At 73.4% G+C, this 12,927-nt stretch carries 15 protein-coding genes; 10 read left to right on the forward strand and 5 right to left on the reverse strand.

Translation table 11 applies throughout. The annotated features are described in order from the left end of the window. Positions 1-29 precede the first annotated feature (29 nt). Positions 30-1,085 (forward strand): 2-oxoacid:ferredoxin oxidoreductase subunit beta, encoded by a 1,056-nt coding sequence (locus ACFVSN_RS32155; RefSeq protein WP_380498577.1) that lies wholly within the window; start codon positions 30-32, stop codon positions 1,083-1,085. Positions 1,086-1,160: 75 nt separating this feature from the next. Here the strand turns inward: ACFVSN_RS32155 and ACFVSN_RS32160 are convergent, their stop codons facing one another. The 3 genes from ACFVSN_RS32160 to ACFVSN_RS32170 all read right to left on the reverse strand — a co-directional run bounded on the left by ACFVSN_RS32160 (position 1,161) and on the right by ACFVSN_RS32170 (position 3,889). Continuing rightward, on the reverse strand, positions 1,161-1,541 hold the full coding sequence (locus tag ACFVSN_RS32160; protein ID WP_380440050.1) for a VOC family protein: 381 nt from the start codon (positions 1,539-1,541) through the stop codon (positions 1,161-1,163). A gap of 154 nt (positions 1,542-1,695) precedes the next feature. Then, entirely contained in the window at positions 1,696-3,363 is a 1,668-nt protein-coding gene (locus tag ACFVSN_RS32165) for an LCP family protein (RefSeq protein WP_380501728.1), read from the reverse strand. After that, positions 3,356-3,889, reverse strand: a complete 534-nt coding sequence (locus ACFVSN_RS32170) for a DUF6542 domain-containing protein (RefSeq protein WP_380501726.1) — start codon at positions 3,887-3,889, stop codon at positions 3,356-3,358. The genes ACFVSN_RS32165 and ACFVSN_RS32170 overlap by 8 nt, the downstream gene beginning before the upstream one ends. A 476-nt stretch (positions 3,890-4,365) precedes the next feature. Between ACFVSN_RS32170 and ACFVSN_RS32175 the strand changes: the two genes are divergently transcribed. The 4 genes from ACFVSN_RS32175 (at position 4,366) to ACFVSN_RS32190 (ending at position 7,959) form a co-directional block, all read left to right on the forward strand. After that, positions 4,366-5,703 carry a ferric reductase-like transmembrane domain-containing protein gene (locus tag ACFVSN_RS32175; protein WP_387957114.1) on the forward strand — a complete coding sequence of 446 codons (1,338 nt, stop codon included), beginning with the start codon at positions 4,366-4,368 and terminating at the stop codon, positions 5,701-5,703. Positions 5,704-5,784: 81 nt separating this feature from the next. After that, positions 5,785-6,270, forward strand: coding sequence for an FMN-binding protein (locus tag ACFVSN_RS32180; protein ID WP_387957116.1), 486 nt, complete (start codon positions 5,785-5,787; stop codon positions 6,268-6,270). After that, positions 6,267-7,028 carry an FAD:protein FMN transferase gene (locus ACFVSN_RS32185; protein ID WP_380443750.1) on the forward strand — a complete coding sequence of 254 codons (762 nt, stop codon included), beginning with the start codon at positions 6,267-6,269 and terminating at the stop codon, positions 7,026-7,028. The genes ACFVSN_RS32180 and ACFVSN_RS32185 overlap by 4 nt, the downstream gene beginning before the upstream one ends. 325 nt (positions 7,029-7,353) lie before the next feature. Next, positions 7,354-7,959, forward strand: coding sequence for a TetR/AcrR family transcriptional regulator (locus tag ACFVSN_RS32190; protein ID WP_387957118.1), 606 nt, complete (start codon positions 7,354-7,356; stop codon positions 7,957-7,959). Positions 7,960-7,969: 10 nt separating this feature from the next. Here ACFVSN_RS32190 and ACFVSN_RS32195 read toward each other — a convergent pair whose 3' ends face one another. Further along, positions 7,970-8,680 carry a hypothetical protein gene (locus ACFVSN_RS32195; protein ID WP_380498007.1) on the reverse strand — a complete coding sequence of 237 codons (711 nt, stop codon included), beginning with the start codon at positions 8,678-8,680 and terminating at the stop codon, positions 7,970-7,972. Between the two features lie 197 nt (positions 8,681-8,877). Then, positions 8,878-9,042, reverse strand: coding sequence for a hypothetical protein (locus ACFVSN_RS32200; RefSeq protein ID WP_380443756.1), 165 nt, complete (start codon positions 9,040-9,042; stop codon positions 8,878-8,880). 58 nt (positions 9,043-9,100) lie between these two features. On the opposite strand from ACFVSN_RS32200, the gene ACFVSN_RS32205 reads away from it, so the two are divergent. From ACFVSN_RS32205 to ACFVSN_RS32225, 5 genes are all read left to right on the forward strand, one after another. Next, positions 9,101-9,385 carry a winged helix-turn-helix transcriptional regulator gene (locus tag ACFVSN_RS32205; RefSeq protein ID WP_387598588.1) on the forward strand — a complete coding sequence of 95 codons (285 nt, stop codon included), beginning with the start codon at positions 9,101-9,103 and terminating at the stop codon, positions 9,383-9,385. A 51-nt stretch (positions 9,386-9,436) separates the two neighbouring features. Continuing rightward, positions 9,437-10,210 (forward strand): GNAT family N-acetyltransferase, encoded by a 774-nt coding sequence (locus tag ACFVSN_RS32210; RefSeq protein ID WP_387957121.1) that lies wholly within the window; start codon positions 9,437-9,439, stop codon positions 10,208-10,210. Between the two features lie 74 nt (positions 10,211-10,284). Next, entirely contained in the window at positions 10,285-11,082 is a 798-nt protein-coding gene (locus tag ACFVSN_RS32215; RefSeq protein ID WP_380498003.1) for a thioesterase family protein, read from the forward strand. A gap of 43 nt (positions 11,083-11,125) precedes the next feature. After that, positions 11,126-12,004, forward strand: coding sequence for a S41 family peptidase (locus ACFVSN_RS32220; RefSeq protein WP_387957125.1), 879 nt, complete (start codon positions 11,126-11,128; stop codon positions 12,002-12,004). A 252-nt stretch (positions 12,005-12,256) separates the two neighbouring features. After that, positions 12,257-12,925, forward strand: a complete 669-nt coding sequence (locus ACFVSN_RS32225; RefSeq protein WP_387957127.1) for a DUF4097 family beta strand repeat-containing protein — start codon at positions 12,257-12,259, stop codon at positions 12,923-12,925. Positions 12,926-12,927: the final 2 nt, after the last annotated feature.

Below are 12,927 nucleotides of genomic sequence, written 5' to 3' on the forward strand. Positions count from 1 at the left end.
GCGACCGCCGAGCGCAGCGAGGTGGGCGCATGAGCGAGCAGCAGTTCCCCTCGTTGCGCCTGGTGCCGAAGACCGAGGAGCGGCAGACCGCGAAGGACTTCAAGACGGACCAGGAGGTGCGCTGGTGCCCGGGCTGCGGGGACTACGCGATCCTGGCGGCCGTGCAGTCGTTCATGCCGGAGCTGGGGATCAGACGGGAGAACACCGTCTTCGTCTCCGGCATCGGCTGTTCGTCGCGTTTCCCCTACTACATGAACACCTACGGCGTGCACTCGATCCACGGTCGGGCGCCGGCGATCGCGACGGGCCTGGCCTCGTCGCGGCAGGACTTGAGCGTGTGGGTGGTGACGGGTGACGGCGACGCGCTGTCGATCGGCGGCAACCACCTGATCCACGCGCTGCGCCGCAACGTCAATCTGAAGATCCTGCTGTTCAACAACCGGATCTACGGCCTGACCAAGGGCCAGTACTCGCCGACCAGCGAGCTCGGCAAGATCACCAAGTCGACGCCGATGGGTTCGCTGGACGCCCCGTTCAACCCGCTGTCGCTGGCGATCGGCGCGGAGGCCTCGTTCGTCGCGCGGACGATCGACTCCGACCGCCAGCACCTGCAGTCGGTGCTGCGGGCGGCGGCGCTGCACGAGGGCACGGCGCTGGTGGAGATCTACCAGAACTGCAACATCTTCAACGACGGCGCGTTCGAGGTGCTGAAGGAGCCGGGCACCCGGGACGAGGCGCTGATCCGGCTGGAGCACGGCGCGCCGGTGCGCTTCGGCGCGGACGGCGGCCAGGGCGTGTTCCGGGGGCCGGACGGCGAGCTGTTCACGGCGGCGGTGACGCCGGACAACGAGGGTTCGCTGGTGGTGCACGACGCGCACGCGGCGAGTGCGACGGCGGCGTTCGCGCTGTCGCGGATCGCGGACGCGGACACGCTGCACCACACCCCGATCGGGGTGCTGCGGGACGTGCGGCGCCCGGTGTACGACGAGCTGATGGCGAACCAGCTGGCGACGGCGGTGGCGCACCGCGGCCCGGGCGACCTCGCCACGCTGCTGGCGGGCAACGACACGTGGACGGTCGACTGACGTCCTCCGCGCGTGCGACGGCGCCCCCTCGACCCGGCCGGTCGAGGGGGCGCCGTCGCGTGTGCCCGCCGCCGGTTACTGCCGGACCCACTCCACGACCTCGATCACGACCCCGTTCGGGTCGGTGACCTGGAACAGCTTCTCGCCCCACGGTTCCTGGCGCAGTTCCATGGTGATCCCCACGCCCTCGCCGCGAAGGCGCTCCTGCTCGGCGGCGGCGTCGGCGACGGTGAACGCGAGGATCACGCCGGCCGCGGTGTCGTCGCGGTAGCTCTCCGGCAGGACCTCGATGCCGCGCCGGAGGAACACCACGTTGACGCCCCCGCCCGGGTGGCCGAGCGAGACGAAGCCGTCGGCGGACATCAGCTCGGTGTAGGCGAAGTGCCGTTGGAGGAAGGCGGCGGACGCGGAGACGTCCGGGACGGTCAGGGAGACGACGGAGTCGGTGATCTGCACGGCGGTGGACCTCTCCTCGGAACAGGGCGCACGGTTATCCCGTACGCAGTACACTATACATAGTACGGAGAAAGTGTCGAGGGGTCGGCCGCAAACGCCCGAAGGCGGGACTCCCGGGTGGGAGCCCCGCCTTCGGCGCGGTGGGTGGGGTACGTCAGTAGACGCAGGGGATGCCGCCGTCGGACTGGGCGTCGACGCCGGGGCCCTGCATCGGCAGGGCGGCGGCCGGGTCGGCCGGAGCCTGCGAGGCGCCGGCGCCCGGGGCGGCGGGCTTGTCGCCGGCCGCGCCCGTGAAGGAGGTGCCGAGGGTGACGGTGACGTGGCCGGGCGAGGAGGAGGCCGACTCGGTGGCGGTCACGCCGTAGCGGGCGGCGATCTGGTCGGCGGCGTCCTTGGCACCCTTGCCGTAGACCACGGTGGTGGTCTTCGGCTTGGACGTCGCCTGGAGGACCTTGCCCTCCTTGAAGCCCATCGCCACGAGCGCCTTGGACTCCGACGCGCCGGCGCCCTTGACGGGGGAGGCGTCGTAGACGTTCACCGTGGCGGCCTCGGCCGCGGCGGGCGTCGTCGGCGCCTGGGCGGGCTGGGCCGCCTCGGTGGTGGGCGAGTCACCCGGGCCGCCGCCGGGTGCGGGCGCGGGTGCGGAGGCGTCGGCGTAGCCGAACACCTGCTTGACCACCTTCTGGATCTTGGACGGGGTGACGAGGTTGACGTCCTGGCCGTTCTTCTTGCCGAAGCCGTCGAAGGTGAGGGTGTTGAACTCGACGTTGCCGCCGGTCAGGGCCGGCGCCTGCTGGGCGAAGTCGAGGACGTTCCACTGGTTGTCGATGACCAGGTCCTTCTGCACGACGCCGAAGAGGTCCTTGAGCTTGCCCAGGTCGCTGATGATGCCGTCCTGCTTGAGCTTGTGCGTGACGGACGAGATGAAGGCCTGCTGGCGGTGGGTGCGGGCGAAGTCGCCGGAGTTCCCGTCCGGGCCGTCCAGGTTGTGCCGCTGGCGGACGAAGGACAGCGCCTGGGAGGCGTTGAGGTGGTTGATGCCCTTGTGGAAGTCGGCGCCGGAGCCCTGGCCCTCGATCGCCGGGTCCTTGGTGTCGTGGGTGAGGCACACGTCGATCGGCTGCACCGCCTTGGCGATGTCGTAGAAGCCCATCAGGTTGACCTCGGCGACGTGGTCGATCGGCTGGTCCAGGAAGGTCTGGACGGTGCGGATCGTCGCCGCGCGCCCGGCGTCGCGGCCGGCCTTCTCCAGGTCCGCGCCCTTGAGGCCCTTGGCCTGGAGCGCGGGCGTGGCCTTGTCCTTGGCGTTGCCGTAGGCCTCCTTGATCTTGGCCATGCCCATCTGGGTGCCATCGCCCTTGAACGTCATGACGTAGTCGTCGCGGGGGATGGAGACGGCCTGGACCTTGCCGCCGCCCGCCGGTATGTGCAGCAGGATCAGGGAGTTGGTGTTGTAGCCGCCGATGTCGGAGCTGTGGCCGGCGTGCAGCTCGTCCTGGACGAACTCCGGGGGCAGGTCGGTGCCGTCCATGTTCTTGCGGCTGTCGAGGCCGATCAGCAGCAGGTTGACCGAGTTGTCCAGGTGCTTGGGCGCGTCCTTCTTCGTCTCGGCGATGGCGTTGGACGTCGTCATGCCGTCGGTGAGGGACGTGTACTCGTACCAGACCACGCCGCTGGACACGAAGACCGCGAGCGCCGTGGAGACGGCCGCCGTGCGGCCGGCGATGAGCAGCGGCGACCGGCGCGCGGCCGGTGCCTTCGGGGTCTGCGCGGCGCGTCGGGCCGCGCCGCGGCCCTCGCCGCCGGCGGGGTTCTCAGCCATGGTGCTTCCTCCCGTCCAGGACCACCCGGACCACGATCACCAGCACGGCCGCCCCTGCGGCCGCGGCCATCACGGGAAAGCCGTGGACGACCCACTTCGCGGAGCCGGTCGCCAGCGCCTTGCCCTTGTACGCGTCGCCGTCGGCCGCCAGTTCGGCGGCGGCCGTGACGCCGAGGACGACCAGCGGCGAGGCGCACAGCACCCACCACCAGCCGTTGCGGGTGCTCAGCGCCGCCGCCAGGCCCGTCCCGAGGACGGCGCCGGCCGCGAACGCGAAACCCATGCCGGGGCCGGAGAGCTCGTCGACGGCCGCGCCGAGCGCGGGCAGGACGAGGGCCAGCGCCGCGGGCAGCAGGGCGCCGCCGGGGCGGCGGCTCCGCGCCGGTGCGGCGCTCCGGCCCGCCGCGGCGGACCGTCCGGCCGCCGCGCCGCGCCCGGGGGCCGCGGACGGCTCGGGAGCCGCGGGCCGTCCCGGCCGCCGTTCCGGTTCCTGGGCGGAGGACGTCCGTCCTCGTCTTCCAGCCACGCACTCACCCCCGGTGTCTGCCGCGCCCGTGTGCCACGGCGGCGGCCTCACCCGGTCCCTCGGCGGGACGGCGTCGTGGTCGCTGTCGATGACTGGACGTCGGCGTTCGGCCGGCCGGTTCCCGCTGTCGGTCGGGGGCAGGCTCGCGTACAGGTTTCCTCTACACGGGTGTAGAGATCGAGCGCAGCATATAGCACCCCTGTTCGGCGCAGGTTTCGGGCCGAGGGCTCTCCGCGGTCTCCCGGCGACTTCCCCGCCCGGGCGCCGTCGGCCGTGGCGCCGATTGTCGCGGATGAGAAGGCGGTGAGAAAAGCGCTTCCCGAAAAGACGCTCCTGACCTGCGGTGATGCCGGGCTTTCCGGGTCGTTCGGGGGCGTTCGCGGGCACGGCGGACGGCGGGCTCAGGCCTCGTTGAATTCCCGCCAGCACAATGGCGCTCCCCGAGAGGCACCCGGAGGCGAGAGGAGGGGCACGCAATGGCCGCCACCGTCACACGGCCGCCCGCGGCGGTCCGGCACCGGGCTCCGGAGGAGCTCGTCCCCGGCGCGGTGCTCGCCGCCGTCGCCCTCGGCGCGCTCGGCGTGCTCGCCCTGTGGTGGCGCGACACGGCCTTCGTGTCCGGCGCCGCGGGCTGGCTGAGCGGGGCCGGCCGGATCTCCGGCCTGCTCGCCGGGTACGCCGCGCCCGTCCTGCTGCTCCTCATGGCCCGGATCCCGCTGCTGGAGCGGGAGGTCGGCGCCGACCGGCTCGCTCGCTGGCACGCCTTCGGCGGCCGCTACCTGGTCGGCCTGGTCACCGTGCACGTCCTCACGATCGTGTGGGGCTACGCGCTGACCGACGGGCGCGGGGTGGTGGGGGAGGGCGTGGACATCGTCCTCCACTACCCCGACATGCTCAAGGCCACCGCCGGGACGCTCCTGCTGTTCGCCACCGGCGCGCTCTCCGCCCGGATCGCCCGCCGCCGCCTCGGCTACGACGCCTGGTACTACCTGCACCTGGCCACCTACCTCGCCGTCGCGCTCGCCTTCGGCCACCAGCTCACCACCGGCGCCGACCTCGGCGACGGCCCCGCCCGCCCGGCCTGGTACGCCCTCTACCTGGGCACCCTCGCCGTGCTCGGCTGGTGCCGGCTGGCGCTGCCCTACCTGCGCGACCGGCGGCACCGGCTGCGGGTGGCCGAGGTGCGGCCGGAGGGCCCCGGAGTCGTGTCGGTGTTCCTCGTCGGCGAGCAGGTGGAGCGGCTGCGGGCCGAACCCGGGCAGTTCTTCCGCCTGGAGTTCAAGGCGCCCGGCCTGCGCTGGACCGCCAACCCGTACTCGCTGTCCGCGCCGGTGCGCCCGCCCTTCCTGCGCTTCACCGTCAAGGACCTCGGCGAGCACAGCGCCGCCGTCGCGAAGCTGGAGCCCGGCACCCCGGTGCGGGCCGAGGGCCCGTACGGCGCGTTCACCGGGCGGCGACAGCGGCGGCGCAAGGTGCTGCTGCTGGCGGCCGGGGTCGGCATCACCCCGCTGCGGGCGCTGTTCGAGACGCTGCCGGGCCAGGTGACTCTGGTCCAACGGGCCCGCCGCTCGGAGGACTTGCTGTTCCAGGACGAGCTCGCCGCGATCGCCGCCCGCCGCGGCGCCGCCGTCCACCCGGTGGTCGGCACCCGCGCCGAGGTCGGCGACCTCGGGGCCGTGCTGCGCCGGCTCGTCCCGGACCTCGCCCGGCACGAGGTGTTCCTCTGCGGCCCGGAGGAGTTCTCCGCGGACGCCGTCCGGGCCCTGCACGCGGCCGGCGTGCGCCGGATCCACCACGAGGCCTTCGGCTTCTGACCGTCCCTGCCCCGAAGTCCCCGAAGCCCCAAGTCCCTGACCGTTCCCGACCGTTCCCGACGAGCAAGGGGAGTACCCACCGTGCGCAGAGCCGTCGTCGTCGGCAGCGCCACCGCCGCGGGCGTGATCCTGCTGCTGTCGCTCAAGCCGCACCAGGGCGCCGCGAGCGCCGCCGCCCCGATCAGCTCCGGCAGCTCCGGCAGCTCCGGCAGCTCGGGCGGCTCGGGCGGCTCCGGCGGTACGTCCGGCACCTCCTCGGCGCCGCCCGCGCAGGCCTCGGACACCTCGGGCACCCGCGCGATCACCGGGGACTCCGTCGACACCCGGTACGGGCCGGTCCAGGTCAAGGTGACCCTCGCCGGCAAGAAGATCACCAGGATCGACGTGGTCAGGTACCCGAGCGAGAGCGGGCGGGACCGGTCCATCAACAGCTACGCCCTGCCGGTGCTCAACCAGGAGGCCCTCTCGGCCCAGAGCGCCGCGATCGACGTCGTCTCCGGCGCCACCTACACCAGCGACGGCTACACCCGCTCGCTGCAGAGCGCCCTCGACAAGGCGGGCTCATGACAGCGGGGGTGCGCAGGCACGCCGAGCACGTGATGGGGACGGTCTTCTCCTTCGCCGTCCACGGCGGCGGCCGGGAGCTGGAGGACCTGCTCGCCCGGATCGTCGTGCGGCTGCACCGGATCGACGAGGTCTTCTCCCCTTATCGGGAGGACAGCGACATCAACCGGTTCGAGCGCGGGGAGATCGCCCTCGGCGCGTGCGACCCCGAGGTCGCGGAGGTGCTGGCCCGCTGCCGCGAGGTGGCGGCGCAGACGGACGGCTTCTTCACCATGCGGCCCGGCGGGGTGCTCGACCCGAGCGGCTGGGTCAAGGGCTGGGCGGTCGAGGAGGCCTCGCGGGCCCTGCGGGAGGCCGGCTACGGGCGGCACTGCGTGAGCGGCGGCGGCGACGTCCAGACGGCGGGCGGGCCCTGGCGGGTCGGCATCGCGGACCCGCTGCGGCCGGGGGAGGTGGTCGCCGTGGTCACCGGGAACGACGTCGCGGTGGCGACCTCGGGCACCGCCGAGCGCGGCGCCCACATCGTCGACCCGTACCGGGGGAGACCGGCACAGGGGCTCGCCTCGCTGACCCTGGTCGGCGAACGGCTGGCGCGCGTCGACGCGTGGACGACGGCGGCCTTCGCGATGGGTCCCGACCGGGGCCTCGCCTGGGCGGCCGCCCAGCCGGGGATAGAGGCGCTCGCCGTCCTGCCGACCGGCGCCACCCGGTGGACCCCGGGCTTCCCGGCCCGCACGGACGCGGCGAGGGCGGTCGGATGACGGGGGAGGAGCGGCCCGAAGCCCGCCGCCGCAGGCGCACCTGCCGCCCGGCGGCACCGGTGGCCCCACCGCCCGCCCCGGCCACACCCCGCCCGGCCGGGGCCCCGCCGCGCCGCGCGGCCGGTCCCGTCGGGCCGGCTTCCGGCCGCGGCCCTCGCCCTCGTCCGGCCCCCGCCCCCGCCCGGCCCTCGCCCCCGGCAGGGCTTTCCCGGCCGGCCGCGTCCGGGCCCTCGCCCCACTGCTATACACTGCACCGGCTAGTTTCCCATTCAGGACAGGAGTCGCCGTGGCGGTGACGAGCGGAGCAGGGCGCCCTGAGAAGCGGGTGGCCATCACGCGGGCCGCGACGGCGGTGTTCGGGCGCGAGGGGTACGTCCGCGCGAGCATGGACGCGATCGCGGCGGAGGCCGGCGTCTCGAAGCGCACGGTGTACAACCACTTCGCCGACAAGGAGACGCTCTTCCTGTCGGTCGCCCTGACGAGCTCCGCCGAACTGACCGGCACGATCCGCGAGTTGGCCGACCGCCGCCTCGGGAAGATCGTCGACCTGCGGCAGGACCTCACCGACTTCGCCGTCGACCGCGCGCACGCCGTCCTGTCCGCGGGCGATCACGGCGCGCTCGGCCGCGCGATCCGCGCCGAGGTGGCCAACATCCCGGCGGACGTCCTCGAGGCGTGGCTGGAGGCGGGCCCGATCGCCTCGCTGCGCGACCTCGCCGAGAGGTTCACGGCCCTGGCCGCCCGCGGGCTGCTGGCGGTCGACGATCCGGCCCTGGCCGCCGAGCAGTTCACGCTGCTGACCTTCCACGGCGTGGCCGACCGCTCCTTCTGGGGCGCGCTGCCGGTGCCGGAGCAGGAGGTCGGGCGGATCGCCGCCGTCGGGGTCGACGCGTTCCTGAAGGTCTACGGGGTGCCCGCGGGCACCCCGTAGACCGGGGGCGTCACTTCCAGACGACGCCCTTGCCGATGGTGTACGGGTCGGCCGAGTACTCGGCGCCCGCGACCTTGGAGGCCGCCGGCGCGAGCGACACGAAGCAGCCGACGGCGGACTGGCCGTTGGTGAAGCCCGGGGGCATCGGGCTGGCCGTGCACTTCGGGAAGGACGTGAAGATCGCCACGCCCTGCGCCCCGGAGCCGTCCGGCTGGAGTCCCCTGATGTGGGTCAGGGTGCTGTTGGACAGGTCGGTGGTGCCGACGTTGGTGAACTTGTAGTGGATGTAGTACGGCACCATGCCCGCGGCCTTGTCGCCGAGCTTGAGGCTGTCCAGGTCGGCCTGGGTGCCCTGCTCGATCGAGGTGACGGCCATGGCGATGCTGCCCTTGGTGCTGCCGGAGCTGAACGGCACCTGGACGGTGTCGCCGATCTTGGCGGTGGTCCCGGCTGCGGCGTCCTTGCCGGTGCCGGCGGCCGGGGCGCCCCCGGGCGCGGAGGCGGTGGGCGCGGCGGCCGGGGTCGTCGGCGCGGCGGCGCTCGGGGTGGCGGACGGCGCGGCCGCGGTGGTCGCCGGGGCCGCGGTCGTCGGGGCGGCGGGTGCGGCGGTCTTCGCCGTGTCGGACGACGAGTTGTCGTTGCAGGCGGTGAGCGTCAGCACGCCGACGACGGCGAGGCCGGCGAGCGCGCGCATGCCCGTACTGGAGGCGGAGCTGTTCACGTGTCGTTCCCCCGTGCTCGTGGACCGTCGGTCGGCGGTCCTCTCGGTGAACGTTGATAGCGCACGCCGGCGCACGGGCACCACGGCTTTGACGGCCTTTTGACCACGCCGTGACAGCCCGGCGACCATACCGGGACACGGCCCGGTGCGGGGGAGCGGGGTGCCGAACACCCCGCTCCCGCCGCGTTGTTGGACATCTACGGCAGCGCGGCGTGCTCGGCCCGGCTGGCCGCGAGCCGCTGCGCGGCGAGTGCGCCGGCCCGCGCGCGGTCGCCCCCGGTGAGCCGGGCGAGGATCGCCGCGAGGGGCCTGACCTGCCCGGCGGTGCCCCAGTGCCCTTCCGGGACCTCGGTGGGGAACACCCAGATCCGGCCGGGGTCGCGCGGCCAGGCCCCCTCCTCCGCGTCGAGGATCGCCTCGGTGACGTCGGCGACGCCCGGCGACCGGCAGCGCTTCGAATACCGGCTGACACCGAAGGGCACGGACCTGCGGCCCACGCTGCTCGCGCTGCTGGAGTGGGGCGACAAGTACCTCGCCGACGAGGAGGGCCCGGGCGTCGTCGTCCGGCACGCGGCCGCGGGCGACGAGGAGCCCTGCGACGAGCCGGTCGCCCTCGTCCTCGAATGCGCCGCCGGCCACACCCACCTGCCGTCCGGCGAGGTCTACCGGGCCCCGGGGCCGGGGGCGCGCTTCCTCCCGGCGTGACGCGTGCGAACCCGACCGAGCGGGTGCGGCGGTTGTCCGTATCCTCACCGGGTGCCCCTCATCAGCCTGCACGACCGGTCCGCCCTCGCCGCCCGCTTCCTGGCCGACCCGGCGCTCCACCTCTTCGAACTCGGCGACCTCGACGACACGTTGTGGCCCAACACCACCTGGTACACGACCGGTGGCCCGGTGGCCCTGCTCTACACGGGCGGCGGCATCCCGGTCCTGCTCGCCTTTGCCCGCCCGGCCGAAGTCCCGGCGCTCGAAGCGCTCCTGGGCGAGCTGCGCCCGTTCCTGCCGCGCCGCTTCACGGCGATGCTGCCGGTGGGGGCTCACCGCGCCCTGGCACCGGACTACGGTGTCGAGCACCGTTCGACGCTGCTTCGCATGATGCTCCCGGACGGGCCTTCGCTCCCCGAACCCGCCTTCGAGCCCGCGTTGTTGACCGGCGACGACGCCCCCGACCTCCGCACGCTCCTCGCCGAGGCCTACCCCGAGTCCTGGTTCGACGAGCGACTCGTGCTCGGCGGCGGCTACGTCGGCCTCCGCGGTGCGGACGGCCGGCTGCTGGCCACGGCCGGCGTGCACGTCCACTCCGCCGCGTACGGCGTCGCCGTCCTCGGCAACGTGACCACCCGCCCGGACGCCCGGGGGCGGGGCCTCGCCCGCGCCTGCGTCACCGCGCTGTGCCGCCGCCTCGCGAAGACGACCGCCCACATCGGCCTGAACGTGCGCACGGACAACGCCCCGGCGATCCACCTCTACGAGCAGCTGGGATTCACCACCACCGCCACGTTCGAGGAGCTGGTGGTCGCGGCGCGCTGAGCTGCGGGGGCCGTGCGGGGGTGTGGGGATCGTCACCGTTCCGGGGGGATGTTCGGGCGCCTACGATCGCGAGCGTGAACGACAGCTACTTCGAGCGCACCGGCGAGCGTCGCTTCAAGCCCACCGTCCACGCGGGCGGCGCCTGGAACGACGACGAACTGCACTTCAGCCCGGTGGGCGGCCTCGTCGTCCACGCGATCGAGCGGCACCGGGCGCAGACGGGCGCGGCGGGCGGACTGGCGCTGTCGCGGATCGCCTTCGACATCCTGGGCCGGCTCGCCGTCGACGAGTGCGAGATCACCGTCGAGACCATCCGGCCGGGGCGGACGGTCGAGCTGGTGGAGGCGGTCCTGGTCATAGGGGAGCGGGCGGTGATCCGCGCCCGCGCCTGGTACCTGGCGACCTCCGACACGTCGGCCGTGGCCGGCAGCCCGGTCGAACCCCTCGCCGGGCCAGGGGAGTTCGAGCCGTGGCCGATGAGCGAGCTGTGGGACGGCGGCTACATCGCGTCGATCGACGTCCGGCGCCGGGAGCTGGCGCAGGGCCGGGCCCAGGCCTGGATCGGCAGTGAGGTCGGGCTGGTGGCGGGCGAGGAGATCGGCCCGCTCGCGTCGTTCGTCGCCCTGGTGGACACGGCGAACGGGATCGCGGTGCGGCAGGACCACACGGAGTGGATGTTCCCGAACGTGGACCTCACCATCCACCTGCACCGGCAGCCCGAGGGCCGCTGGACGGGGATGGACACGACCGTCACCTTCGGCCCGACAGGGCACGGCCTGACCAGCACCGTCCTGCACGACGTCCACGGCCCGGTGGGCTCCGCGCAGCAGTCGCTCACCGTGCGGTCGCTGGGGGTCTCGCCGGGGGCGTGAAAACCGCTGGGTGTTCGGTCGGCGGAGACCTACCATCGCGCGAATGACCACTCATGAAGCGATACTCGACGCCGCCCTCGCCCGCATCACCGCCGGCTACGTGTACCCCGAGAAGACGGCGGCGATCGAGGCGGCGATCCGCGGCCGGCTGGCCGAAGGCGCGTACGAGGGCCTGGCCGAGCAGGAGCTGTGCGAGCAGGTGACGCGGGACCTGCAAGCGGTGTGTCCCGACAAGCACCTGCGGCTGCTGTGGAGCGAGGAGCCGCAGTCGATGGACGAGGAGCCGGAGAGCGTCGCCCGGGAGCGGTTCGCCCAGTACGCGCGGGCGAACAACTACGGCGTGCGGCGCGTGGAACAGCTGGACGGCAACATCGGCTACCTCGACCTCCGGATGATCGCCCCGGCGGAGCTCGGCGGCCCGGCGTTCGCGGCGGCGATGCAACTGCTGGCGCCGACCGAGGCGTTGATCATCGACCTGCGCGAGTGCGCCGGCGGGGCGCCGGAGGGCGTGCAGCTGTGGTGCAGCTACCTCTTCGCGAACGACGAGGTGCACCTCAACGACATCTACGAGCGGAAGACGGACAGCATCCGGCAGTACTGGACGCTGGGCCACCTCGCCGCGCCGCGCTACCTGGACCGCCGGGTGGTCGTGCTGACCAGTGACTTCACGTTCTCGGGCGGAGAGGAACTGGCCTACAACCTGAAGACACTGAAGCGCGGCACGCTGGTCGGCGAGACGACCAGGGGAGGCGCCCACCCCACGGCCCGCATCCCGGTGGCCCCGCACGTGATGGTGACGGTCCCGACGGCCCGCTCGATCAACCCGGTGACGGGCACGAACTGGGAGGGCGTCGGCGTGGAGCCCGACGTGAAGGTCCCGGCCGAGGATGCCCTGGAGGCCGCCCTGAACCTCCTGCGGTGAGGTCCCGCGCCCCGGCTGTCGGCCGGCCGCCGACGCCCGGGGCGTAGCGTTCACCTGCGTCGCATTGCAACGATCCGACCTGTTCGTTGCATTACTCTTCAGGGGCTCTGCAACGATTTATTGGCTCTGACCTGCTGTGATGGCAGCTTCTCGCAACGAATGTGTTGCCGCTAACTAGAAAGCAACGTAGCTTTTCCATCGTCAGAAACGGCGAGGGCAACCAGGCCCCGCCGCTGATCGAAGGAGAAGACGATGCAGACGTTCGCCACCCCCGCCCCGGTCGCCGCCGTCCTCGATGTCCCCGCGGGCCGCATCCGTCTCATCGCGGCCGACCGCGCCGAGACCACCGTCGAGGTCCGGCCGGCCGACGCCGCCAAGGGCCGTGACGTGAAGGCGGCCGAGCGGATCGAGGTCGGGTACGCCGACGGTGTCCTGCGGATCGCGGCCCGGGAGGCGGAGAGCCGGATGCTCGGCAACTCCGGCTCGGTCGAGGTCACCGTCCACCTGCCGTCCGGATCCCGCGTCGAGGTGAAGGCGGCCGACGCCGAACTGCGCGGCGTGGGACGGCTCGGCGAGGTCGCGTTCGAGGGCGCGCGGGCCACGGTGGAGCTCGACGAGGTCGCCGAGGCCCGGCTCACCGTCCAGGCCGGCGACATCACCGTCGGCCGTCTGAACGGTCCGGCCACGGTCACCGCCCAGCAGGGCGACATCCGCGTCGGCGAGGCGGTGCGCGGCGAGGTCGTGCTGGAGACGCAGTCCGGGGAGATCTCGGTCGGTGCCGCCCGTGGGGTGTCCGCCTCGCTGGACGCCGGCACCTCCTACGGCCGGATCCACAACTCGCTCCGGAACACCGAGGGCACCGCCGACCTGCGCGTCCGGGCGACCACCGCCTACGGCGACATCACCGCCCGCAGCATCTGAAC

The sequence above is a fragment of the Kitasatospora sp. NPDC057904 genome (assembly GCF_042887925.1).
Taxonomy (GTDB): Bacteria; Actinomycetota; Actinomycetes; order Streptomycetales; family Streptomycetaceae; genus Kitasatospora.